25 protein-coding genes and 2 pseudogenes are annotated in these 23,313 nt (G+C 67.7%); 15 read left to right on the forward strand and 12 right to left on the reverse strand.

Features of this window, described 5'->3' with window-relative positions; genetic code table 11:
• Positions 1-73: 73 nt before the first annotated feature.
• Together ACHFFZ_RS13135 and ACHFFZ_RS13140 are read right to left on the reverse strand one after the other, a co-directional pair.
• Positions 74-547, reverse strand: coding sequence for a hypothetical protein (locus ACHFFZ_RS13135; protein WP_394277056.1), 474 nt, complete (start codon positions 545-547; stop codon positions 74-76).
• Positions 548-653: 106 nt separating this feature from the next.
• Positions 654-1,490: pseudogene (locus tag ACHFFZ_RS13140) on the reverse strand (transposase family protein).
• 773 nt (positions 1,491-2,263) lie between these two features.
• On the opposite strand from ACHFFZ_RS13140, the gene ACHFFZ_RS13145 reads away from it, so the two are divergent.
• Positions 2,264-2,521 (forward strand): DUF6968 family protein, encoded by a 258-nt coding sequence (locus tag ACHFFZ_RS13145; protein ID WP_394277057.1) that lies wholly within the window; start codon positions 2,264-2,266, stop codon positions 2,519-2,521.
• A gap of 149 nt (positions 2,522-2,670) precedes the next feature.
• Here ACHFFZ_RS13145 and ACHFFZ_RS13150 read toward each other — a convergent pair.
• Positions 2,671-3,882: pseudogene (locus tag ACHFFZ_RS13150) on the reverse strand (IS3 family transposase).
• 252 nt (positions 3,883-4,134) lie between these two features.
• On the opposite strand from ACHFFZ_RS13150, the gene infA reads away from it, so the two are divergent.
• The 9 genes from infA (at position 4,135) to ACHFFZ_RS13195 (ending at position 9,953) form a co-directional block, all read left to right on the forward strand.
• Complete coding sequence (gene infA / locus ACHFFZ_RS13155) at positions 4,135-4,356, forward strand: translation initiation factor IF-1 (RefSeq protein WP_094763903.1); 222 nt, start codon at positions 4,135-4,137, stop codon at positions 4,354-4,356.
• A 98-nt stretch (positions 4,357-4,454) separates the two neighbouring features.
• Positions 4,455-4,568, forward strand: a complete 114-nt coding sequence (rpmJ, locus tag ACHFFZ_RS13160; protein ID WP_002514836.1) for a 50S ribosomal protein L36 — start codon at positions 4,455-4,457, stop codon at positions 4,566-4,568.
• A 322-nt stretch (positions 4,569-4,890) separates the two neighbouring features.
• Positions 4,891-5,265: a 30S ribosomal protein S13 gene (rpsM, locus tag ACHFFZ_RS13165; RefSeq protein WP_394277058.1), complete on the forward strand. Its 375-nt coding sequence runs from the start codon at positions 4,891-4,893 to the stop codon at positions 5,263-5,265.
• Between the two features lie 48 nt (positions 5,266-5,313).
• The gene (gene rpsK / locus ACHFFZ_RS13170; RefSeq protein ID WP_394277059.1) at positions 5,314-5,721 is read left to right on the forward strand and encodes a 30S ribosomal protein S11; all 408 of its coding nucleotides are present in this window, start codon (positions 5,314-5,316) and stop codon (positions 5,719-5,721) included.
• Between the two features lie 31 nt (positions 5,722-5,752).
• A complete protein-coding gene (rpsD, locus tag ACHFFZ_RS13175; protein WP_394277060.1) occupies positions 5,753-6,358 on the forward strand; it encodes a 30S ribosomal protein S4 in 606 nt (201 codons plus the stop codon).
• A 127-nt stretch (positions 6,359-6,485) separates the two neighbouring features.
• A complete protein-coding gene (locus tag ACHFFZ_RS13180; RefSeq protein ID WP_394277061.1) occupies positions 6,486-7,505 on the forward strand; it encodes a DNA-directed RNA polymerase subunit alpha in 1,020 nt (339 codons plus the stop codon).
• A gap of 34 nt (positions 7,506-7,539) precedes the next feature.
• Positions 7,540-8,091, forward strand: a complete 552-nt coding sequence (rplQ, locus tag ACHFFZ_RS13185; RefSeq protein ID WP_394277062.1) for a 50S ribosomal protein L17 — start codon at positions 7,540-7,542, stop codon at positions 8,089-8,091.
• Positions 8,092-8,181: 90 nt separating this feature from the next.
• The gene (locus ACHFFZ_RS13190) at positions 8,182-9,330 is read left to right on the forward strand and encodes a glycosyltransferase (RefSeq protein WP_394277063.1); all 1,149 of its coding nucleotides are present in this window, start codon (positions 8,182-8,184) and stop codon (positions 9,328-9,330) included.
• Positions 9,330-9,953, forward strand: a complete 624-nt coding sequence (locus ACHFFZ_RS13195) for a hypothetical protein (RefSeq protein ID WP_394277064.1) — start codon at positions 9,330-9,332, stop codon at positions 9,951-9,953. Before ACHFFZ_RS13190 ends, ACHFFZ_RS13195 begins: the two co-directional genes overlap by 1 nt.
• A gap of 108 nt (positions 9,954-10,061) precedes the next feature.
• Here ACHFFZ_RS13195 and ACHFFZ_RS13200 read toward each other — a convergent pair whose 3' ends face one another.
• The 8 genes from ACHFFZ_RS13200 to ACHFFZ_RS13235 all read right to left on the reverse strand — a co-directional run bounded on the left by ACHFFZ_RS13200 (position 10,062) and on the right by ACHFFZ_RS13235 (position 17,366).
• A complete protein-coding gene (locus ACHFFZ_RS13200) occupies positions 10,062-11,279 on the reverse strand; it encodes a transglycosylase family protein (protein WP_394277065.1) in 1,218 nt (405 codons plus the stop codon).
• A gap of 197 nt (positions 11,280-11,476) precedes the next feature.
• Entirely contained in the window at positions 11,477-12,079 is a 603-nt protein-coding gene (locus tag ACHFFZ_RS13205; protein WP_394277066.1) for a superoxide dismutase, read from the reverse strand.
• A gap of 190 nt (positions 12,080-12,269) precedes the next feature.
• Positions 12,270-12,965, reverse strand: a complete 696-nt coding sequence (locus ACHFFZ_RS13210; protein ID WP_394277067.1) for a hypothetical protein — start codon at positions 12,963-12,965, stop codon at positions 12,270-12,272.
• 70 nt (positions 12,966-13,035) lie between these two features.
• On the reverse strand, positions 13,036-13,665 hold the full coding sequence (locus ACHFFZ_RS13215) for a class I SAM-dependent methyltransferase (protein WP_394277068.1): 630 nt from the start codon (positions 13,663-13,665) through the stop codon (positions 13,036-13,038).
• A complete protein-coding gene (truA, locus tag ACHFFZ_RS13220) occupies positions 13,662-14,531 on the reverse strand; it encodes a tRNA pseudouridine(38-40) synthase TruA (RefSeq protein ID WP_394277078.1) in 870 nt (289 codons plus the stop codon). The genes ACHFFZ_RS13215 and truA overlap by 4 nt, the downstream gene beginning before the upstream one ends.
• Before the next feature lie 10 nt (positions 14,532-14,541).
• Positions 14,542-15,339: a tRNA (guanosine(46)-N7)-methyltransferase TrmB gene (trmB, locus tag ACHFFZ_RS13225; RefSeq protein WP_394277069.1), complete on the reverse strand. Its 798-nt coding sequence runs from the start codon at positions 15,337-15,339 to the stop codon at positions 14,542-14,544.
• 9 nt (positions 15,340-15,348) lie between these two features.
• Positions 15,349-16,065, reverse strand: a complete 717-nt coding sequence (locus ACHFFZ_RS13230; RefSeq protein ID WP_394277070.1) for an MOSC domain-containing protein — start codon at positions 16,063-16,065, stop codon at positions 15,349-15,351.
• Positions 16,062-17,366, reverse strand: coding sequence for a glycoside hydrolase family 125 protein (locus ACHFFZ_RS13235; protein WP_394277071.1), 1,305 nt, complete (start codon positions 17,364-17,366; stop codon positions 16,062-16,064). Before ACHFFZ_RS13235 ends, ACHFFZ_RS13230 begins: the two co-directional genes overlap by 4 nt.
• 182 nt (positions 17,367-17,548) lie before the next feature.
• Here ACHFFZ_RS13235 and treZ point away from each other — a divergent pair, with 182 nt between their 5' ends.
• From treZ to ACHFFZ_RS13260, 5 genes are all read left to right on the forward strand, one after another.
• Entirely contained in the window at positions 17,549-19,324 is a 1,776-nt protein-coding gene (gene treZ, locus ACHFFZ_RS13240; protein WP_394277072.1) for a malto-oligosyltrehalose trehalohydrolase, read from the forward strand.
• A gap of 141 nt (positions 19,325-19,465) precedes the next feature.
• A complete protein-coding gene (gene rplM / locus ACHFFZ_RS13245) occupies positions 19,466-19,909 on the forward strand; it encodes a 50S ribosomal protein L13 (RefSeq protein WP_394277073.1) in 444 nt (147 codons plus the stop codon).
• Positions 19,910-19,953: 44 nt separating this feature from the next.
• Positions 19,954-20,481, forward strand: a complete 528-nt coding sequence (gene rpsI / locus ACHFFZ_RS13250) for a 30S ribosomal protein S9 (RefSeq protein WP_394277074.1) — start codon at positions 19,954-19,956, stop codon at positions 20,479-20,481.
• A 131-nt stretch (positions 20,482-20,612) separates the two neighbouring features.
• Positions 20,613-21,965: a phosphoglucosamine mutase gene (glmM, locus tag ACHFFZ_RS13255; protein ID WP_394277075.1), complete on the forward strand. Its 1,353-nt coding sequence runs from the start codon at positions 20,613-20,615 to the stop codon at positions 21,963-21,965.
• A gap of 76 nt (positions 21,966-22,041) precedes the next feature.
• Positions 22,042-23,043: a bile acid:sodium symporter family protein gene (locus ACHFFZ_RS13260; protein ID WP_394277076.1), complete on the forward strand. Its 1,002-nt coding sequence runs from the start codon at positions 22,042-22,044 to the stop codon at positions 23,041-23,043.
• Positions 23,044-23,050: 7 nt separating this feature from the next.
• On the opposite strand, the gene ACHFFZ_RS13265 is transcribed toward ACHFFZ_RS13260, so the two are convergent.
• Positions 23,051-23,313, reverse strand: a 263-nt coding sequence (locus ACHFFZ_RS13265) for a hypothetical protein (RefSeq protein ID WP_394277077.1), incomplete at its 5' end; no start/stop codon positions are given.

The raw sequence follows: 23,313 nt of genomic DNA on the forward strand, positions 1-23,313 counted from the left end.
GCCTCCTGGTGGACGACATGGTGTTCCCATCTTGCTGCATTCCGTCAGCCCTGACCATGGGGTGATGGCGTCTTCAGTCGCCAGTCCGGGTGGTGGGTCGCCAGGCTTCGAGGTCGTGGGGGATGGGTTCTTCGTCGGGTTGGGTTTCGGGGATGAGGTGTTCGGCGTCGATGCCGATGTCGAGTAAGGGTTCGAGGGCGAAGCGGGTGACCCAGGAGGGGAGTTTGTGGCGGTTGGCGAGGATGAAGACCACGGTGCCGGGGTAGTTTCCGGCGGCGTACTGTTCGTGTCGGCTTCCGAAGAGGCTGCGGTCCACCAGGGCGGCCCGGCCGCCTGCGGCAGCGCCGGCCAGGTCGAGTGCGTTGGCCATGGGCGGCGAGATCGGGGTCTCGGCCATCGCATTCACCACGGGAGCCCATCGTTCTTCGGTGATGATCGCAAACACGATGGAGCCCAGCTTCACCCATTGTTCTTCGGTGAGGTTCTCGATGATGTCGATGAACTCTTCGACGGCTTGGGCTTGGCGTCCGAACTTGTGGGGGCTCATGTCACCAGACCTTACCGTTGACCGTGAAGCGCACATTGAGCTTGATGTCTCCCCACAGTTCCTCGGGGATCAGGCTCCTTTCCAACGCATTACTGAGGTTTTCGCACTAAGATCTTCGCATGTGGGTGGCTATCGCGGGTGTTGAGCGGACCATGTGGGTGATGTGCCAAGGGTCGAGGGTGACCTTTTGGGGGCCTTGAAGTGTTTAAGGATGGCGTTGGCTCGTTCGGCGGGTGCTCAGAATTGGGTGATGAGCCGGTTTCGGGCGACGGTGTCGGGAGCCAGGCCGTGGCCCTTGACCGGGTGGCAGATGCCGATGCCTGCACCTTGGTAGCCCTTGTCGGTGAGGGTCTTCAGGCCGTGCGCGGCGGTTGGGTAGAGGGCCGGGAGGACATGGTGGCGGGAGGCGGTGATGTCGTTTGTTGAGCCCGGGACGCCGGCGAGGTCCAGATCGGGAAGCCGGAGCTGTCGGTGAAACCTGGATGTTGCCGCCGTGGCGGTGGTGTTCTCCCGAGTACCACGCGTCGGTGGATTTCCCTTGTCCGGCAGGGATGTGGACGGCGGTGGTGGCGATCAGGGTGCCGTCCAGACAGACGAAGGCCTCGCCGTGGGCATGTTGTTCGTCGAGGGCCTCGTGGAGGTCTGGAGCGTGGTCGGCGACCACGTCGAGGGCTTCGTGGAGGTAGTGGTAGCAGGCGGACGGGGACAGGCCATGATCCTTGGCGAGGCGGTGGATCGGGGTCGCGTCCAGCATCCACCGGCAGAACATGATCGTTTGGGTCCAGCAGGACTTGGCGCGTTGCCACAGGCGGCGGTCATGTCGGCGACGGTGGGCCGACAGCCACGCTGTGATGCGGCGCACGATGGTCTCGGGAAGGTCAAGGGTGACACGATGCCGACAGCATGCGGGCTCGGGTTCTGGTCGGGCTCGGTCTCTTGGCAGAAACCGATCCTGCACCACCCGACCCGCATGCACCGACCTTGGACGACCATCGTTCCTTGTCAGATCGCCAATGTTGAGGATCTACTGGCAAGTCTGGTGAGAAAACCTCAGTGCTGGACGGTGAGAGAGGAGAGGCGTACCTGCTGGGTGTTGACCGTGCGCTTGCGGGACTATGTCGCGGGACAGGAAGTTTGTTCTCTCAGTGGGCCCGAGGGTCGTGTAGTTCTGATAGGCTCTGACTATGCGCCGATACCTCACTCCCTAAATTTTGCCGATTCCTCTTATGCCCTAAAAGTCCTGGAGGTAATGCAGAAACTTGGCTACAGTGGTGATTATCAATTTGATTTTTAAATGACGGTCGGGTATAGCATCTTCCCCTTGTTGGGGGCATACGAAAGGAAAATTTTAATGACCTCGAAATATCTCATTGGCGGAGCGCTTCTCTCTCTTGCTCTGATAGCGTCTGGCGCCTCACTGGGAATGGCGGTTGATGAAGATGCTTTCAGCGCCAAAATCGAGAGGGTGCAAACGGGGATCTCGTGTCAAGAGCGTTCTCAAAGTGCATTGATGGTAACGACGGGGCTGATTGTGGAGAAGGGTGCGCTATATACAGTCGCAATGCCTCAAGTACACACAAAGCAGTCTTGTCATGAGCAGTACAAGCGTGATTCTGCTAAGTGTCGTCGTGCTCCAGGTGGGGCGCGAGGTAGGGCGATTTGCTGGGCGACTATCGCTGCCAAGCTGGGGACTTGCATTGCAAGTGCGGAGGACCGATGAATCGACAAGTAATCGCACGTCGCGAATACTGCAGTGGGGGTGGCCCTGTTGAGGCAACGATTGCGTTGCCACAGTCTTTTGAAGATAGTCAGGAATCGAGCTGGTTCGCCACCATTACCTTTCATGGGCTTGACCATGAAGTCTGTCAAGATGTTGGTGGAGCTGATGCCATCCAAGCTCTTGGCTTGGCCTGTCAGCTGATTGACGTTATTGCACAGTCAGAGGATCTTCAATTGCTTGATCGAGATAATTAGATATTGAGAAAGTCTAAGTCGCCTTTGCCGGTAGTGAGACCATCAAGACTTAGGTTTTCGCACCAAGATCCTCGCATGTGGGTGGCTATCGCGGGTGCTGAGCGGACCATGTGGGTGATGTGGGGTTGACCCGTGTTGGTGGACATCGGTTAAGCGGCTTTGAGGTCGTGGGTCATGGTGTGTTCGAAGTCTACGGGGCTGAGGTAGTCGAGTGCTGAGTGTCGTCGGCGGCGGTTGTAGACGATCTCGATCCACGAGGCGACGGCGACCATCGCGGCTTGTCGGGTGGCGACATGGTGACGGTGGTAGAACTCGGTCTTGAGGACCGACCAGAACGATTCTTGTTGGGCGTTGTCGAAGCACACCCCGGTACGCCCGACCGACAGGCGCATCTCGAAGCGTTTCGCCGCTTGGGCGAGCTGGGCCGAGGTGCACTGGCAGCCCCGGTCGGCGCGGAAGATCGTCTGCCGCGTGTCGCCGTGGCGGAAGGTGACGGCCTTGCGCATCGCGTCTTCGACCAGGTCGGTGTGCAGACTGTCACTGAACGCGTAGCCGAGCACCCGCCGGGAACACCCGTTGCGCACCGCGCACAAGTACAGCCAGCCCTCGCCAGTGGCCAGATAGGTGATGTTAGAGGTTCAGACCCGGTTCAACGTCCCGGTGTCGAATCGGCGCTCGACCAGGTCGGGAATCCGGCACGGCCGGGCGTCGCTGGTGGTGGTGACCGGGGTGAATGGGCGCGGACTGATCCCGTGGATGTCGTGGTCGGGCATGATCTTCGCGATGGTCTTGCGGGAGACCTGCTCGCCGCCGGCGCGTAGCTCGGCCAGCACCCCGGGTGAGCCGTAGGTGCCGTCCGAGGCCGCATGGGCGGTGATGACCTTGGCGGCCAGTTCGGCGCGGCGACGGGCTCGAGGGCCTGGCTCGGCGTTCTGCCGGGCGACCCAGGCGTGATGCCCGGAGCGGGAGACGCCGAGCAGCTGGCACATGCGGGCCAGTGGGATCTGGTTGTCGGGTTCGGCCTTCTTCGCCGCGATCATCGTGAATGCCTGGTCGGGGTCTGCGCCTGATCGGCTGCGAAGAAGGCCGCTGCTTTTTTTCAGAAAGTCACGATCCATGCGCAGCGCGGCGACCTCGGTGCGTAACCGTTCCACTTCGGCGCGTTCGTTGACATCCAGCGCTTCGGGCGGGTCGTCCATGCGGGCCCGTTCCTGCGCGATCCAGCGTCCGAGCAGTTGCGCACCAACCCCGATCTCCTCGGCGACCGCAGCGATCGTGCGGCCAGTGTCGATGACCAAGTGCGCGGCATCGCTTCGGTACTGCGGGGTGTAACTCTTCGGCTTGGCGCCCATGAAGGGCATCCTCTCCTGCCAAGCAGAACTAGGCGATCAGGATGTCCACCCAACGGGGGCAACCCCAAGGGTTCACTCGCGGCCACGGAGGGGCCGCGGTCTGGCGATCGGTGCCCGCCGGGCGGGTTGCCGCCAGATGGCTCGGCAGATTTGTCGCCTTGGGAAGGCTCGCATAGAGTAGGTGGTCGGTCACCTGTGTCCAGGCGATCGTCCATGCCCTCACCGCACGGCGGGGGCTTCAGTCGAACAGATTGAGAGTCAATGGCCAAGAAAGAGGGAGCCCTCGAACTCGAGGGAACCGTCGTCGAGTCCCTTCCGAACGCGATGTTCCGGGTCGAGCTCGTCAACGGTCACAAGGTGCTCGCCACGATCAGCGGCAAGATGCGTCAGCACTACATCCGCATCCTGCCGTCCGACCGCGTGGTCGTCGAGCTGTCCCCCTATGACCTGACACGCGGACGTATCGTCTATCGCCACAAGTGATCCACCGGGCGAGCAATCGCCCAGCAGACACATCCACCACAGAACCGGGGAGCACTGTGCCCAGTGCCGCCGGTTCGCTGATCGAAAGAGACTCTCGAATGAAGGTTCAGCCGAGCGTCAAGAAGATCTGCGACAAGTGCAAGGTGATTCGCCGGCACGGTCGCGTGATGGTGATCTGCGACAACCCGCGCCACAAGCAGCGCCAGGGCTGACCAGCCAGGCTTTGCGGCTCCTCCGACAGGTGGGGCCATGGGCGGTGACTCGCAGAACATCGCAGGTGTTCCGGTCACCCATCGCCGCCAGGCGATGAGGCACCTGCCAGACAACTCCACAACGTGAACGCAAGGCCGGAGATGAATACCGGTCACACCCCTGGACGAAGGCCAGGGCCCCGTCGGTGGCACGAGCCACCAGAAGGCAACGGGGACGCGTCACGCCACACACCTTCGTGGCCCACGACCACACTCCACCACCCGCTGGAAACGGGGGAGTCCCCCTGACGGGGAAGGGCCAGAAATGAAAGGTAACCGCCTGATGGCACGCCTCATTGGTGTCGACCTCCCGCGCGAGAAGCGTCTCGAGGTCGCACTCACCTACATCTTCGGCATCGGCAAGACCCGTGCCGCCGAGACCCTGGAAGCCACTGGCATCAGTGGTGACCTCCGTGTCCACACCCTGACCGACGACCAGCTGGTGGCCCTGCGCGACCACATCGAGGCCAACTACCAGACCGAGGGTGACCTCCGTCGCGAGGTGGCCGCCGACATCCGTCGCAAGATCGAGATCGGCACCTACCAGGGCCGTCGTCACCGCTCCGGCCTGCCGGTGCGTGGTCAGCGCACCCGCACCAATGCCCGCACTCGCAAGGGCAAGAAGAAGGCCGTCGCCGGCAAGAAGAAGGCGCGCTGACCCCCCGGGTTGGTGCAGACACGACAGATTCCAGGAGAGAACTGACCCATGGCTACTGCAGGCCGTAAGGGCGCCGCCAAGACCAAGGTGCGCCGCAAGGAAAAGAAGAATGTGGTTGCCGGACAGGCCCACATCAAGAGCACGTTCAACAACACGATCATCGCCATCACCGATCCCACCGGTGCTGTGATCTCGTGGGCCTCCGCCGGCACCGTCGGCTTCAAGGGCTCGCGCAAGTCGACCCCCTTCGCCGCCCAGATGGCCGCCGAGTCGGCCGGCCGTCGCGCGATGGACCACGGCATGAAGCGCGTGGACGTCTTCGTCAAGGGACCCGGCTCGGGCCGTGAGACCGCCATCCGTTCGCTGGGAGCCGTCGGGCTCGAGGTCGGCGCCATCGCCGACGTCACCCCCGTGCCCCACAACGGATGCCGTCCGCCCAAGCGCCGTCGCGTCTGATCCCGAGAACACAGAAAAGGACTGATCAACAATGGCCCGTTACACCGGCCCCATGACCAAGAAGTCCCGTCGTCTCGGGACTGACCTGGTCGGCAACGACAAGGCATTCGAGAAGCGCCCCTACCCGCCGGGCGTGCACGGCCGCGGCCGTACCAAGGACTCCGAGTACTCGCTGCAGCTGCGCGAGAAGCAGAAGGCGCGTTTCGCCTACGGCGTGCTGGAGAAGCAGTTCCGTCGCTACTACGCCGAGGCCGACCGCGTGCCCGGCAAGACCGGTGACGCCCTGCTCCAGATCCTCGAGAGCCGTCTGGACAATGTCATCTACCGCGCCGGATTCGCCTCCACGCGTCGCCAGGCCCGTCAGCTGGTCGTGCACGGCCACTTCCTGGTCAACGGCCAGAAGGTGAACATCCCCAGCTTCCGCGTCAGCCAGTACGACGTCATCGACGTGCGTCCCAAGTCGATGGACCTGCACCCGCTGGTCATCGCCCGTGAGACCCACGGCGAGCGCGAGGTTCCCGCCTGGATGGACGTGCGTCCCAACAAGATGCGCATCCTGATCCACCAGCTGCCCACGCGTGAGCAGATCGTGGTGGACGTCCAGGAGCAGATGATCGTCGAGCTCTACTCGAAGTAAGCAGCACCGGTCTCCAGCGTCGAATCCTCGGCGCTGGAGACCTGCCTGCCCCCTCGCGCCGGCACTGCCGTGGCGGCGCAGCCACATGGTCCTCAAATAGCGGGGGACCTGGAGAAAAGGAAAGTACATGCTCATCGCACAGCGTCCGACCCTGTCGGAAGAAGTGATCAGCGACTACCGCTCGCGCTTCGTCATCGAGCCCCTGGAGCCCGGCTTCGGCTACACCCTGGGCAACTCGCTGCGCCGCACCCTGCTGTCGTCCATCCCGGGCGCGGCCGTGACCAGCATCAAGATCGAGGGGAACCAGCACGAGTTCTCCACGATCGAGGGAGTCGTCGAGGACGTCACCGAGCTGATCCTCAACCTCAAGGGCCTGGTGCTCTCCTCCGAGGAGGACGAGCCCGTCACCATGTACCTGCGCAAGCAGGGCGCCGGTGAGATCACTGCGGCCGACATCCAGCCCCCGGCCGGTGTGGAGATCCACAACCCGGAGCTGCACATCGCGACGCTGAACGACAACGGCAAGCTCGAGATGGAGCTGGTCGTGGAGCGTGGCCGCGGCTACGTCTCCAGCTCGCTGAACAACAACCCGGACGCCGAGATCGGTCGTGTGGCCGTGGACTCGATCTACAGCCCCGTGCTGAAGGTCACCTACAAGGTCGAGGCAACCCGAGTCGAGCAGCGCACCGACTTCGACAAGCTCGTCGTCGATGTCGAGACCAAGCCCGCCATCCGCCCGCGCGATGCCGTCGCCTCCGCCGGACGCACCCTGGTGGAGCTCTTCGGCCTGGCCCGTGAGCTGAACCTCGACGCCGAGGGCGTCGAGATCGGCCCCTCGCCCGTCGACGAGCAGCTGGCCCAGGACCTGGCCATGCCGGTAGAGGACCTGAACCTGACGGTTCGCTCCTACAACTGCCTCAAGCGTGAGGGCATCCACACCGTGGGTGAGCTGGTCTCGCGCAGCGAGCAGGATCTGCTGGACATCCGCAACTTCGGCTCCAAGTCCATCGACGAGGTCAAGCTGAAACTGCACGAGATGGGCCTGGCGCTCAAGGACTCGGCCCCGGGCTTCGACCCGCTGGCCGCTGCCGAGAGCTTCGACGAGGGCGAGGCCGACGAGGACTTCGCCGAGACCGAGCAGTACTGATCCGCTCTGATCCACAAGAACCTGGAGAACTGACATGCCTACACCCACCAAGGGTCCCCGCTTCGGCGGCAGCCCGACGCACGAGCGGATCATCCTGGCCAACCTGGCCCGGCAGCTGTTCGAGAACGGTCGCATCACCACCACCGAGGCGAAGGCCAAGCGCGTTCGTCCCCTGGCGGAGAAGCTGATCAGCAAGGCCAAGCGCGGCGACCTTCACAACCGTCGTCTGGTGCTGAAGACCATCACCGACCAGAGTGTCGTGCACACCCTGTTCACGGAGATCGCCCCGGCCATGGCCGAGCGCGAGGGCGGCTACACCCGCATCACCAAGATCGGCAACCGCAAGGGCGACAACGCCCCCATGGCCATCATCGAGCTGGTGACCGAGGCCGTCGTGAAGAAGCCGTCGCGCTCCAAGGCCGCCAAGGCCGAGGATGTGAAGGCCGACATCGCCGCCGCGAACACGGCCGGCGAAGCCAAGGCTGAGGAGGCCCCCGTCGAGGAGGCCGCCACTGAGGCTCCCGCCGAGGAGACCGCAGCCGCGGAGACCGTCGAGGCTCCGGCCGAGGAGAAGGCCCAGGCCTGAACCCCACCGCACGCCAGCAGGGCGTCCCACCTCATGGTGGGGCGCCCTGCTGCATGTCTGGCCCCATGGGCCTGTCGCTAGGCTTGGCCCATGACCTTGCGGATCGCCCAGCTCGCCAACTTCGTCGGACCCGTCTCCGGCGGGATGCGCGTGGCGATCAACGAGCTCGGCAAGGGCTACGTGGCCGCGGGCCACGAGCGGATCCTGGTGATCCCCGGCGAGCGCGACCGCACCGAGGAGACCGACGAGGGCATCGTCGTCCAGGTGAAGGCTCCGCGCGTCTCGCGCGACTACCGCATGATCGCCACCCCCTGGCGGGCCCTCGAGGTACTGGACCGCTTCCGCCCCACCTCCATCGAGGTCAGCGACAAGTGGACGCTCTCACCGGCGGCACGCTGGGCCGCCCGCCGCGGCATCGGCTCGGCCCTGTTCAGCCACGAACGCCTCGACGACATGCTCTCGGGATGGGTCCGGGCCCAGTTCGGCGTCGAGAGCGCCGTCGGCGCTCTCAACCGGCGTCTGGTCAAGGAGTTCGACGCCGTCGTGGTCACCAGCGACTATGCCGCCGCGGAGTTCGCCGACCTCGACGCCACCCTGCGCAAGGTGCCGCTCGGGGTGGACCTCGAGACCTTCAACCCCTGCCTGCCGGGGCCCGTCGACAACGGCCTGGTGACGCTGTGTTACGTCGGGCGGATGAGCCACGAGAAGAACCCTGAACTGGGGGTGGCCGCCGCCGTCGAGCTGCACCGCAGGGGAGTGCCCATCCGCCTCGACATGTACGGAGTCGGCCCAGACCTGGAGAAGATGAGGGAACAGGCCGGGGACGCACCGGTGGTCTTCCACGGCTTCGTCAAGGGACGTGACGAGGTGGCGCGCTGCTTCGCCCGCTCCGACATCTCCCTGTCGGTCTGCCCGTCCGAGACCTTCGGTCTGGCGGTGCTGGAGGCCCTGGCCTGTGGCACGCCGGTGGTCACGGCCAATCGCGGGGGAGCGCACGAGCTGGTGGATGCGACCAGCGGAGAGTACGGCACCCCGGACCCGGTTGGCATCGCCGATGCCATCGAGCGCCTGATGGCACGGCTGGGGCCAGACCTCAGGATCGCCGCCCGGCAGCGTGCCGAGCAGTACACCTGGCAGTCGAGCGTCGACAAGATGCTGAACCTGCACACCTGGCTCGCCCAGGACCGCACCCCGACGCCACCCAACAGACTGTTCGGCACCACCCCGAAGGAGCGTTGATGCGCACCCCGACCCGACTGCTGGCCACGGGCGCCGCGCTGGCCGTGCCCGCCGCCCTCTTCGTTGCCCCTGCGGTGCTGACAGCCCCCAGCGACGGTGGCGGCCCCGGCATCGACGAGCTGGTGGCGCACTGCCGTGCCTCAGGGCTGGAGGGTTGGGCCCTGGTGGACCATGCCACCGTGCTGGTGCACCACAGCTACCGCAAGCACTCCCTGTGGCACCTGTGGGACAGCCCCGAGAGTTCGCTGCGCCATGCCCACGGATGGTCGGCGCAGTACAACGGTGCGCTGGCCCGGGTGCTGACGGCCCTCGGTTTCCAGGTGGTGGAGGTGCATGCGGCGCGCGTGCGCGGCCTGGGCCGCAATCCGTGGTGGCAGGCCGGCCATACCTGGCTGCGCGTCACCCACGAGGGCCGGACGCTGGACGTGAGCGCCTCCAGCGCCACCAACCGGGCGGGAGAGCTGGACGTCGATCCCAGATCCGAGGTGAGGCCGGTGCGCCGCTGGACCCGCAGCGTCGTCTCACTGGCCCTGACGCCGGTGGTGGCGGTGCAGGCCTGGCGGCAGCTGCTCGGGGCCGACGTGCCCGGCTGGCTGCACCGCGACTTCGGCCAACGGCTGTGACGCTGGACCGTCCCGAGAGCAGGTACGGCGTGAAGGCAGGCTCCTCGAACGCACGGCGGCCCGGATTCCCCACGGGGGATCCGGGCCGTCGAGGCTCTGCGTCAGCGATCAGGCGGCGTGGCCACAGCCCCAGGGCTGCAGGCCGCGCTCGGCGTAGACCTTGTTCGCGATGGTGATCTGCTGGGCCTTGGAGGCCAGGTTGGCGGTCGGCGCATAGGCGCCGCCCCCATTGGCCAGCCAGGTCTGGCGGTCGAACTGCAGGCCGCCGTAGTAGCCGTTGCCGGTGTTGATCGACCAGTTGCCGCCCGACTCGCACTGGGCGATGAGGTCCCACATGGCGGTGTTGGCGGTGTTGGTGCCGGCCGAGGAGCTCTTGGGCCGGGGCGCGGTCGTGGTCTTCGACGCGCTGGGCTTCGAGGCCGAACGGGTCGAGCTCTTCGAGTTCGTGGACTTTGACGTGCTGGACGCCGAGGTGCTCGACGGGGACTCGGGGGCCTGTTCACGGGTGCCCACCAGGACCTTCTCGGTGACCGGCTTGGTGGTGACCTTCTCCGTGAGCAGCTGCTTCTTGGTCACCTTGCCGTCGACGACGGTGAGCTTCCAGGTCTGGGTCTTGACGCCGTCCTTGCCCTCCACCTCGACCTTGCGCTCACCCTTGTCCAGCGAGGAGCTGCGGGTGGTCTCGGTCTCGTGCTCGATCGGGACGGTGGTGTTCTGCTGCTTGCTGCCCACCCGGGTCAGGGCGATGGTCTGCTTCTCGGCCAGTACGGTGTGCGCGGCCGGGGTGAGCTTGTCGTCGGAATCGACGCTCAGCTTGCGCTCCTTGAGCAGCTCACCGACCGTCGCGGCGGTGCTGGTGGCCAAGGTCTTCTTGCCCCCGTCCACCAGGGTGACCGTCTTGGGGGTGATGGCCTCCACGGCCAGCCCCTCGCGGCCCAGCGGGGTGGAGCGGCTCACCGAGAGTCGGGAGCCCTTCTCCAGCACGCCCAGCTGCGTCAGGGCGCTGTCCAGGTTGGTCGCGGTGGTCCACAGCGTGGTCTTCTTGCCGTCCACGGTCAGCGTGATGGGACGCCCGTGGTTGACGGTGATGCGGGTGCCGTCGCTGATCCGGCTCGAGGCGGAGGGAACGACGGTGTCGCGCTCGCCCACCGCGATGCCCTTGGTCTGCAGGGCGTCCGCGACGGTGCCGCCGAAGGTCTTGACGGTGCTGGTCTGGCCGTCGACGGCCACCTGCACCTCCTTCTCGGCAACCTGCCAGCCGGCGGTGCCGGCGGCTGCTGCCAGGGCGGTGGCGCCTGCGATCAGGCCAATGGTCTTCTTGTTCACGCTGCTCCTCGAGATGCTCAGGCCTCCATCATGCCGCCGCAGCTGAGAAAACCCACAATCGCAGTGCCATCTTTCTCAGGAACTTCAGCGGGTCCACCATCAGGCGCAGACGCGACGAGGCCCCGCCACCGTGGGGTGGCGGGGCCATCGGGCCTGGGCAGAAGGGGTCACGCAGTGCGCAGCCCTCCGGCGCGGGCTCAGGCCTGGCGTGCCTTGGCGAGGCGTTCGGTGACATCGGCCCAGTTGATGACATTCCACCAGGCGTCGACGTAGTCGGCCTTCACGTTCTTGTACTGCAGGTAGTAGGCGTGCTCCCACATGTCGAGCTGCAGGATCGAGGTCTGGTTCAGCGGGATGTTGCCCTGCTGGTCCTGCAGCTGCAGGACGTTGAGGCGCTGGCCCAGCGAGTCCCAGGCGAGCACCGACCAACCCGAGCCCTGGATGGCCTTGGCATTCTCGTTGAAATGCTTCTGGAAGCCGTCGAAGGAACCGAAGAACTCGTCGATGGCGCTGGCCAGCTCACCCTCGGGGCGACCGCCGGCGTTGGGGGCCATGTTCTTCCAGAAGATGGAGTGGTTGACGTGGCCGCCCAGGTTGAAGGCCAGGTCCTTCCCCAGCTTGCCGATGGTGCCGAAGTCACCCTTGGCGCGGGCCTCCTCCATCTTCTCCAGCGCGGTGTTGGCGCCGGCCACGTAAGTGGCGTGGTGCTTGGAGTGGTGGAGCTCCATGATCTCGGGAGCAATGTGCGGCGCCAGGGCGCTGTAGTCGTAGTCGAGTTCGGGCAGGGTGTAGACAGCCATTCGGTCCTCTTTCCGTCTTCGCCGGGCGTCACCGCCCGGGGCCCCAGTCGCGGGGCCTGTACAGGGACAACTCCGACCATAGGGGCTTTCTTCCCCCGATCCAGACTTTTTCGCCGCCGACTGAACTGGGGCAGGCCTTTGTGCAGGTCGCAAGGGCCTGCCCCGGCTCCAGACGGGCCGTCGTCGTGGCTCAGTGGCGCTCGTCGCGCGGGGCCGCGTGGGCACCGCCGTCGCGCTGCTCCCCGTCGTGACGGACCGCGTCGTGCTGGACGGGTGCCCCGGCGGCCGGCTTGCGGTTGCGGCGCGACAGGTACCAGGCGCCCAGCGCCGCGAGCGCCAGCGGCAGCAGCAGCCAGGCCCAGGGGCTCTTCTTGTCCTCGCTGGCGGGTGCAGCGGCGGGGGTGGGGGTGGCCGACGGGGTGGGGGCCGACTGCCCGGCCTTGCCGGGGGTGCACTCCTTGCCATAGCACCAGCCCTCCATCGTTCCGGGCTTGGGCTTGGACTCGTTGGCGCCGACCTGGCTGTAGACCCACTTCCCGTCCTTGCCGGCGGTGTAGTAGTGCCAGTAGTTGCCGTCGAACTTCGTCGGGCAGGTGGCGGGTTCCCCGGCGATGGTGCAGATCATCTGGCCCTTGGCATCCTTGCCCACCTGCAGGCCGGCCTCGGTGAGCAGCTTCTCGCCGGAGGCGGCGACATCGGTGCAGGTGTCGGCGAGCATCTTCCCGGCAGAATCCTGCACCACCAGCCAGACCTTGCCCTGCGCGAGGCAGTCGTCGGTGGCCTGGGCAGGCATCACGGGAGCTGCGGAGGCAACGGCAGCGGGGCCGAGGGCCAAGGCGGCCGAGGCGGCCGCGATGGCCAGGGCAGAGCGGGACAGACGAGGCACGATGGTCCTTTCCGTGCGGCGCCAGGACGGGCCGCGTCGGGTCATGAAGGGTGGATGGGCAGTCGGCAGGCTACTGCATCGGCTGTTGCGCCACCGGCTGTGCCGCACCGTCCGGACGCACCTCCAGCACTCGGAAACCCTTGTGGGAGGCCAGCCGGGTGCAGTCGTAGCCCTGGTCCTCCAACCAGCGCGCCAGCGAGTCGGCGCCCAGGTTCTTGCCCACCACCATCACCGCCCTGCCCGTCGGGGCCAGCCGGGGGAGCCAGGTCAGCAGCAGTTCGTGCAGCGCCGGCTTGCCGATCCGGATCGGCGGATTGGACCAGATCTCGTCATAGCGGGTGGCCGGGTCGGCCTGCTCGGGCAGCAGGGCCCGCACCCGCTGGCCTGCGCCGATGCGTCGGGCATTCTCGGCCGCAAGGCCCAGGGCACGCTGGTTGACGTCGACGGCATCGACGAGGCTGGCGGGGCAGTGGTCCGCCAGAGCGACGGCGATCGGGCCATAGCCGCAGCCCAGGTCGAGCAGCCGGGCGCCGTCAGCCGGCGGCGGCACCTCCCGCAGCAGGATGGCGGTGGACGGGTCCAGCCGCGCGCCGGAGAAGACCCCATTGGCGGTGGTGAAGGTGTACTCGCGCTCCCAGATGGTGGCGCCGATCTCGCGGCGCTTCTCGGGTCCGTCGGGGGTGGTGAAGTAGTGGCTCATCGCTGCTCCTCGGGCAGTGCGGCGTCTGGCAGTGCGGCGTCTGGCAGTGCTGGGGCGGCCAGTTCGTCCGGGCTGCGCATGCTGCGCGAGAGCTCGGCCCGCTCGGCCAGCCGGCTCTCGTCGGGATAACCGACCTCTTCGAGGCACAGCCCCTTGGCGGGCATCACCAGCACCCCGTTGTGGCGCTTGGGGCTGGCCTTCACCTCGGCAAGCCAGGCCTCGTCCTGGCGGCCGGTGCCGACCGCCGTCATGGCTCCCATCAGGGACCGCACCATCGAGTGGCAGAAGGCATCGGCCACCACTGTGTACTCGAGCATCCCGTCCTTGCGGCGCTGCACCTGCAGACCGGTGAGGGTGCGGATGGTGGTTGCCCCGTCGCGGGGCCGGCAGAAGGGGGCGAAGTCGTGCAGGCCCAGCAGCATCAACGCGGCCTGGTTGGTGGCCTCCACGTCGACGGTTCCCCGCACCTGGGCGACGTGGTTGCGCAGCAGCGGGTCGGGGCGGCTCTGCTCGTCCCAGAGCCGGTAGACATAGCGACGCCAGATCGCCGAGAAGCGCGCGTCAAAGCCCTCCGGCGCTCGGCTCACGTCCGTGACGCGCAGGTCCTCGTCCAGGACACGCTGCAGACGGTGCAGCAGGCGGCCGGTGTCGACCTCCCTGGGCAGGTCGACGTGGGCAACCTGCCCGCGGGCATGGACGCCGGCATCGGTGCGTCCTGCCACCGTCAGCTGCACCGGCTCGGCCAGCCGCAGCACCTGCGTGGTCCACTTCTCCAGCTCGCCCTGCACCGTGCGCAGCCCCGGCTGCGCGGCCCAGCCGGAGAAGCTGGCGCCGTCATAGGCGATGTCCAGGCGCCAGCGGGTCAGGGCCGGGGTCTCACTCATCGACGGCCACCGCCCGGTAGGTCAGGTCGCGGATGGTGCGCCCTGCCTCCAGTCCCTTGCGCTCATACTTGGTCACCGGGCGCAGGTCCAGCCGCGGCGCCCAACCCGAGTCGGGATCGTCGGCGTCCAGATGCTCATTCGTCCAGCCGGGGGCGACGTCGAGCACCTCGCGCATCCACTCGGCATAGTCCTGCCAGTCGGTGGCCAGCCGCCACCGGCCACCGGTCACCATCCGGGAGCGCACCAGGGCGGCGAAGTCGGTGCTGACCAGGCGACGCTTGTGGTGGCGGGTCTTGTGCCAGGGGTCGGCGAAGAAGAGCCACAGCTCACTGATCGAGCCCTCGTCGAAGAGCCGCTCCAGCCCCTGCTGGCCGTCGGCCATCACGATGCGCACATTGTCGACGCCCTCGCGGGCCAGCTTGCCCAGGGTGTTGGCAACGGCGGGCTGGAAGACCTCGAAGGCCACCACATTGGCCTCGGGGTGGGCCTTGGCCATCGGCACCAGCGAGTCGCCGGTGCCCGAGCCGATCTCGACCAGCAGCGGCGCGGTGCGACCGAAGACCTCGGACCAGTCGACGCGCACGTCGGCGGCGAGCGAGGTGTCCGTCTCGCCCTGCGGGAGCCGCACCACGCGGCTGGTGCTCCACTGCTCCCAGGCCCTGCGCTGGGAGTCGTTCATGCGGGCGCTGCGGCGCACGAAGCTCACCACGTCGCGGTGGACGCGGGCAGGACGCTGCGGACCGGACTCGAAGGAGGGCAGGGTGGTGGCTGGGGACTGCGGATCTGGCACCCGGCAAGCCTAGTCTCTGCCCGCCGCCACACCGCCCAGCGAGTCGCCCCAGACCTCCTGCACGCCGGCCCCGAGCTCCAGCTCGCCCGGGTGCACCACGCGGCAGCCGTGCGCCAGCAGCGCTCCCGGCCGCAGCCGTCCAAGCAGGGAGTGGTCGCGACGGCCCGTGACCGGGTCGTGGTTGATCACGATGCAGCGGTCCAACGGCCGCTCCACCTGCAGCACCACCGGGCCGATCCGCAGCCGCTGGCCGGGAGCCGGTGCCAGCGGGGCCTTGCGGTCGTCGACGACCACATTGGCGCGATAGCGCGCCAGGTCCTGCGGCAGCCCGGCCTCCTCGAGCTCGCTGCGCAGCAGGAGGCTCACCGGGCTGGACCAGATGAAGCGCTGCCCGTCACGGCTGCGGGCCAGGCGCACCGGCACTCCTGCGGCCGCACTGAGCGCCTGTGCCAGTGGCCCGTCGTGGACGCTGGCACGGACGGCCCGGTCGTAGTAGTGGACGGTCTGGTCCCTGCCGGGGCCAAGGGCGTCCAGGGCACTTCGCGGCGCCTCCAGCCCCACCAGCTCGGGCATCCCGGTGGCGCGCAGGCAGTGCAGATGCTCGTCGACCGGCGACCACAGCCGGTCCTCGGCCAGTCCGTCGACTCCCGCCTCGACGCGCTCCAGCGGCTGCCAGGTGCAGCCCTTGACCAGGCAGCGGCCCAGCGCCTCGACGACGGCGCTCACAGGTCAGCCACCTGGCCGAGCAGTTCGCAGAAGGCCATGTCGGCCCAGGCGAACCAGCTGCGGGTGAAGCGGGTGGCGTCATCGACGTGGAAGCTCTCGTGCATCCGGTCGGTGCCTCCGTTGGTGCGGGCCATCAGCAGTGCCAGGCGCACCTTCTCGTCACGGTCGTTGCTGGTCAGCCCCTGGGTGGCCAGGGCCAGCGGCCACACCCTCGGCCCCGGCGTGTGCGGGCTGCCGATGCCACTGGCGACGGCGCCCTGGTGCCACCACGGGTTCTGGGACGACAGGATGCGCCGCCGGGTGGCCAGGTAGCGCGGGTCCTCGGCGCCGACGTCGCTGAGCAGGGGCAGCGAGAGCAGGCTGGGCAGGTTGGCATCGTCGACGGCCAGCACCCCGCCCAACCCGTCCACCTCGTAGGCATAGGAGTCGTCATCGAGCAAGCCGTGCTGCTCCACTCCCGCGGCAATCTCGGCGGCCAGTTCGCGTGCCTGGTTGGCCAGGGTCGCATCGGACCACAACTGCTGGCACCAGCCGGCGATGATGCCCAGGGCGCGCCCGGCGAGCAGCTGGGCGGGAATGTTGTAGCCGAAGGCGCAGGCATCGTCGCTGGGGCGAAAGCCCTGCCAGGTCATGCCGGTACGGGCCACCGGAGTGCCCCGACCGCCGCGGGGCAGGCTGTCATGGTGGCGGCGCGTCATGACGGCGGGCAGTCGCACGAAGCGGTAGGCGCTGTGCTCGTGGTCCTGCTCACGCCGCCACAGCGCCACCACGTCCGAGACCGCCGCGTGGGCGCCCCAGTCGAGATGGCCGTCGTCGCCGGTGGCCCGCAGCAACCCGTCGCCCAGCAGGACCGGCAGGCCCAGTGAGTCCAGCTCGTACTTGCGCTCCCAGATCCAGGGGTCCAGCGGCCTGGCGATCTGGTGGTTGTCCAGCGGGTGGCGCAACGCGGGCAGGCGATGGCCCGGCATCCGGAAGGCATTGGCATAGGGGTCGTGGCGGACCATGCGCCACTGCAGGTGGTTCACCCCTGCCACCACCTCGGCCACGCCGCGGTCCAGCCGTGCCAGGGCGAGCCAGGGACGCATCTGCATCGACGAGTCCCGCAGCCACATGGCGTCGATGTCGCCGGTGCGCACGAAGACCCCCTCCGGGGTGGGGGCCAGGGTGCGCTGCCAGGCATCGGTCATCAGCTCGGTGTGCATCCGGCCCAGGAGCGCGTGCCCGGCGGCCCGGGCCACCTGGGCGGAGCGCTCCTCGACCAGCCCGGCCGGCAGTGCCGGGGGCCGGGGGCGATCATTCATGCGCCAAGGCGTGTGACGATCCATGCCCAGGGGCGTGCGACGGGTCGGGCGCGTGAGGGCCATGGCGACAGTATGGCCCCGCTGTTCGTCCAGCGCACAGATGTGGCCGGTGTCACACGAGCCGGTAGTTTGGAGAAGGTCCGCGTCCCACCCCGTCGCCACCAACCGCACAGGAGCCGTCCATGCCGATCTCCCTCGATGTCTGGGCCCCCCTTCCGCAGTCCGTCTCCGTCGTCGTCGACGGGGTCGAGATCCCCCTGGACCAGGGCGAGGAGGGGTGGTGGCGCCTGCCCGAGGACCGGAGTGACGTGGCCGTCCCCGGGGCCTCCTACGGCTACCGTCTCGACGGGGCCGCCACGCTGGTGCCCGCTCCGCGCTCGCGCTGGCAGCCCGACGGCGTGCACGGCCTGTCGCGCCTCTACAACCCGGCCGAGTACCAGTGGAAGGACCAGGACTGGACCGGCCGCCAGCTGGCCGGCGCCATCATCTACGAGCTGCACGTGGGCACCTTCACCCCCGAGGGCACGCTGAGTGCCGCCATCGACCGGCTCGACCACCTGGTGGAGCTCGGCATCGACCTGGTGGAGCTGATGCCGGTCAACGCCTTCAACGGTGAGCACGGCTGGGGCTATGACGGTGTGGGCTGGTTCGCGGTGCACCACGCCTATGGCGGCCCCAAGGCCTACCAGGAGTTCGTCGACGCCTGCCACGCCCGAGGCATGGGCGTCATCCAGGACGTCGTCTACAACCACTTCGGCCCCAGCGGCAACTATCTGCCACAGTTCGGCCCCTTCCTCGACGACTCGGTGCAGTCTCCCTGGGGCAGTGCGATCAACCTGGCCGGCGAGGGATCCGACGAGGTGCGTCGCTTCATCATCGACAATGCCCTGATGTGGCTGCAGGACTACCACGTCGACGGCCTCCGGCTGGATGCGGTGCACGCGCTGGTCGACACCCGCGCCATCCACATCCTGGAGGAGATGGCGGTCGAGGTGAATGCGCTGAGCGCCTTCCTGGGCCGGCCGCTGTCGCTGATCGCCGAGAGCGACCTCAACGACCCGCGCCTGATCACCCCGCGCGAGGCGGGCGGCTACGGCCTGGACGCGCAGTGGAGTGACGACTTCCACCACGCCCTGCTGGCCAACCTCACCGGTGACGCCTCCGGCTACTATGCCGACTTCGCCGAGCTGGAGGCGCTGGCCAAGGTGATGGAGACCGGCTTCTTCCACGACGGCACCAAGTCGAGCTTCCGCGGGCGCCGCCACGGCCGTCGCCTGGACACCCCGACGATCCCCACCTGGCGGCTGGTGGTGTGTTCCGACAACCACGACCAGATCGGCAACCGCGCCGACGGTGCCCGCCTGGCCACCCGCCAGAGTCCCCGCCAGCTGCAGATTGCCGCGCTGATCACGTTGCTGAGCGCCTACACCCCGATGGTCTTCATGGGGGAGGAGTGGGGCGCCAGCACCCCCTTCATGTTCTTCAGCTCGCACCCGGAGCCGGAGCTGGGCCGGGCGGTCAGCCAGGGCCGCCTGGAGGAGTTCAGCAAGATGGACTGGGACCCGTCGACCATCGTCGACCCGCAGAGCCCCGAGGCCTTCACCGGCTCCAAGCTCGACTGGTCGGAGCTGGAGGGTGAAGTGCACGCCGAGCTCCTGCAGACCTACAAGGACGCCATCGCCCTGCGTCGCACCTACCCGGACCTCACTGACCCGCGCTTCGAGTGGGTCTCGGCCAGCTTCGATCCCGAGTCGCACTGGTTCATGCTCGAGCGCGGCGAGACGATCTCGGTGGCGGTCAACTTCGACATGGACCCCGTCGAGATCGAGTTGGAGGACGAGCACGAGGTGCTGCTGCGCGTCGGCGAGGTGGAGATCGTGGACGGCGCGCTGCAGTTGGGGCCCCAGGCCGCCGCCGTGCTGCACTTGACCCGCGAGAGCCTGCCGGCACGCTCCTGAGCCTCGTTTTGACCCTGCCCGCCCCCGCGAGGTAGCCTGAATCGCTGTTGCGCGCTGGAAGTTTCCGGTGGGGGCGTCCACCGACCCCGTGCGCCGCTCAAAACTTGTTCGAATTCTCTAACGGAAGATGGTCTGCGACCCGTGTCTACGTACAGCCCGAAGCCTGGGGACATCACCAGGAATTGGCATGTTATTGATGCCGAGAACGTCGTCCTCGGACGCCTCGCGGTGACCGCCGCCACCCTGCTGCGCGGCAAGCACAAGGCCACGTTCGCCCCGCACGTCGACGGTGGCGACTTCGTCATCATCGTCAACGCCTCCAAGATCGCCCTGACCGGCAACAAGCGCGCAGCCTCGCTGCGCCACCGCCACTCGGGTCGTCCCGGCGGCCTGACCAGCACCCCGATCGGCGAGCTGCTGGCCAAGGACCCTCGCAAGGCTGTCGAGCTGGCCGTCTGGGGCATGCTGCCCAAGAACAAGCTGAGCCGCCAGATGATCAGCAAGCTCAAGGTCTACGCAGGCCCCGAGCACCCCCACGCCGCGCAGCAGCCGCAGGCGTACGAGATCACCCAGATCGCCCAGTGAGCACGCCCAGCATCGTGACGAACGACCTGAATCAAGGAATCAATGTGTCTGAGACCGTAGAGCACGACGAGAACGTCGAAACCGAGGCTGCTCCCTTCACCGAGGGTGACCGCGAGATCGCCTACCGCACCGACTCGAACCCCACCCCGGCCACCAACCCGTCGGGTCGCGCAGCGATGATCGCCGCCGGTGGTGCCACGGGCCGTCGCAAGGAGGCCGTCGCCCGCGTGCGTCTCGTGCCCGGCAGCGGCCAGTTCTCGATCAACGGTGGCCGCAGCCTCGAGAACTACTTCCCGAACAAGATCAACCAGCAGCTCGTCAACGAGCCCTTCGTCACCGCCGGTGTCGAGGGTGCCTATGACGTCATCGCCCGCATCCACGGCGGCGGCGACAGCGGCCAGGCCGGTGCGCTGCGCCTGGGCATCGCCCGTGCGCTGAACGCGATCGACGAAGAGGCCAGCCGTCCCGCCCTGAAGAAGGCCGGCCTGCTGTCCCGCGACGCCCGCATCAAGGAGCGCAAGAAGGCCGGTCTCAAGAAGGCCCGCAAGGCTCCGCAGTACAGCAAGCGCTGATCCTGCTGGGCGGCAGTGCCCCGGTCAAGAGCCGTCACCCATCGTCGGGTGGCGGCTCTTGCCATGTCCGGCGACGACTTGCCGGGCAACGAGTGCCGGTCTGCCTCTGCTGCGCGCTAGGGTGGTTTGCCATGGCTCGACTATTTGGCACCGATGGGGTGCGCGGACTCGCAAACAAGGACCTGACGGCTGAACTGGCCCTCGAACTCTCGGTGGGAGCAGCCCACGTGCTGGGGGAGGCAGGGGCCTTCGACGGGCGCCGTCCCCTCGCGCTGGTCGGGCGCGACACCCGCGCCTCGGGCGAGTTCCTGGAGGCGGCCGTGGTCGCCGGGCTGGCCAGCGCCGGCGTCGACGTGGTGCGGGTGGGCGTCGTGCCCACCCCTGGCCTGGCCTTCCTGGTCAATGACCGCAATGCCGACCTGGGCGTCATGCTCTCGGCCTCGCACAATCCCATGCCCGACAACGGCATCAAGTTCTTCTCCCGCGGAGGCGTGAAGCTCGACGACGTCATCGAGGACGCCATCGAGGCCCGCCTCGGCGAGGAGTGGGAGCATCCCACCGGCGCGGATGTCGGGCGCGTCACCGACGACCATTCTGCCGTCGAGGCCTACGTGGCCCACCTGGTGAGCAGCCTGGGCACCGAGGGCAGCCTGCACGGGCTCAAGGTGGTGCTCGACTGCGCCAACGGTGCCAGCTCGATGACGGCCGTGGCCGCCTTCGAGACCCAGGGCGCCGAGGTGGTGGCCATCCACAACACGCCCGACGGCGAAAACATCAACGAGAACTGCGGCTCCACCCACATGGGCGACCTGCAGGTCACCGTCGTCAAGGAGGGGGCCGACCTGGGGCTGGCCTTCGACGGCGATGCCGACCGCTGCCTTGCCTGCGATGCCGACGGCGAGCTGGTGGACGGTGACCAGATCCTGGCGATTCTGGCGCTGGCACTCAAGGAGGGCAGCAAGCTGCACTCAGACACCGTGGTCGCCACCATCATGAGCAACCTCGGATTCGTCAACGCCATGAAGGCCCACGGCATCCAGGTCGACACCACCAAGGTGGGAGACCGCTACGTGCTGGAGAGCATGAATGCCAACGGCTTCACCCTCGGCGGCGAGCAGTCGGGCCACATCATCATGAGCGAGTTCGCCACCACTGGCGACGGCGTGCTCACCGGCCTGCACATCGCGGCCCGCATGAAGCAGACCGGCAAGAGCGCCGCCGAGCTGGCCGCCGTGATGACCCGCCTGCCGCAGGTGCTGATCAATGTCCGCGATGTCGACAAGCTGCGCGCCGGCATCGACCCGCAGATCCAGAGCTCGGTCAGCGCCGCCAACAAGGAGCTGGGCGACACCGGCCGCGTCGTGCTGCGCCCCTCGGGCACCGAGCCGGTCGTGCGCGTCATGGTTGAGGCCGCCACGCAGGACAAGGCGCAGGAGGTCGCCGAGGAACTGGCCGCGATCGTCAAGGACCGCGTCAGCCTCTGAGGCAGCAGCCACACCTGTAGTTCCACACAGCGGGATGCCCATCTCACACGATGGGCATTCCGCTATTTTTCCTCCCATGCCCACCGCACTCCAGGACACCCCCACGTCCGCACGCCCCGACGCGCCACAGCCTTCGGCAACCAGCGGCGATGACCGCAATGCTCGCATCGCCGTCACCGTCTTCCCCGTCCTGATCCTGCTCGCCGCGGCAGTCGGCTTCTGGGCGCCGGGCGCCGCCAGCAGCATCACTCCGCACGTGACCACGCTGCTCACGGTGATCATGTTCGGCATGGGCCTCACCCTGACCATCCCCGACTTCGCGCTGGTGGTGAAGCGGCCGATGCCCGTGGTGCTCGGCGTGCTGGCCCAGTACGGCCTCATGCCGCTGATGGGCTGGCTCGTCGCCCGACTGTTCCAGCTGCCGCCAGACCTGGCTGCGGGCGTCATCCTGGTGGGCTGCGCCCCGGGCGGGACGGCCTCGAACGTGGTCAGCTACCTCTCGCGCGCCGACACGGCGCTGTCGGTGACCATCACCTCCATCTCCACCCTGCTGGCGCCCCTGCTGACCCCTCTGCTGACGCTGTGGCTGGCCGGCACCTACATGCCGGTCGACGGGGCCAAGATGGCAGGCGACATCGTCTCCATCGTCCTGCTCCCCGTCCTCGGCGGCCTGCTGGTCCGGCTGGCGCTGGGGCCTTGGGTGCAGCGCCTTCTGCCGGTGCTGCCCTGGATCTCGGTGCTGGCCATCTCGGGTGTGGTGGCGGGCGTCGTCGGCCCCTCAAGCGAGCGCCTGGCCCAGGCCGGCGGCATCGTCCTGCTGGCCGTGGTGCTGCACAACGGCCTGGGGTACCTGCTGGGCTACGGCCTGGCCCGGGCCACGGGACAGTCCGTGCGCACCGCCCGCACCATCTCGATCGAGGTCGGCATGCAGAACTCCGGCCTCGCCGCGGGCCTGGCCGCCGGCTACTTCGGCCCGGTGGCGGCCCTGCCCGGCGCCGTCTTCTCGGTCTGGCACAACGTCTCCGGGGCGCTGCTGGCGATGGTCTACCGGCGCACCGCCGACCACCACCAGTCCTGAACCGGCCTCAGCGGCCCGCGGCCAGCTCCTTGAGCTCGGCGGCGGACAGCTCGCCGGCGCCCTCGTCGGCGATCACCAGGCGCACCCGGTCGTCGTCCACCCGCACCGCCTCGACCCACCGGCTCTGGTCGGTGACCAGCACGCGACGGGCCGTGAAGGGATCGGTCGAGACCACCGTCGCGGTGAACAGGCCGCCAGGGGTGCGGCAGGTCTCCACATTGGCGCGGTAGTTCTGCGCGAAGCTGCGGGCGGTGGCCGGTGAGTCGAAGG

The organism is Luteococcus sp., assembly GCF_043424415.1.
Lineage (GTDB): Bacteria > Actinomycetota > Actinomycetes > Propionibacteriales > Propionibacteriaceae > Luteococcus.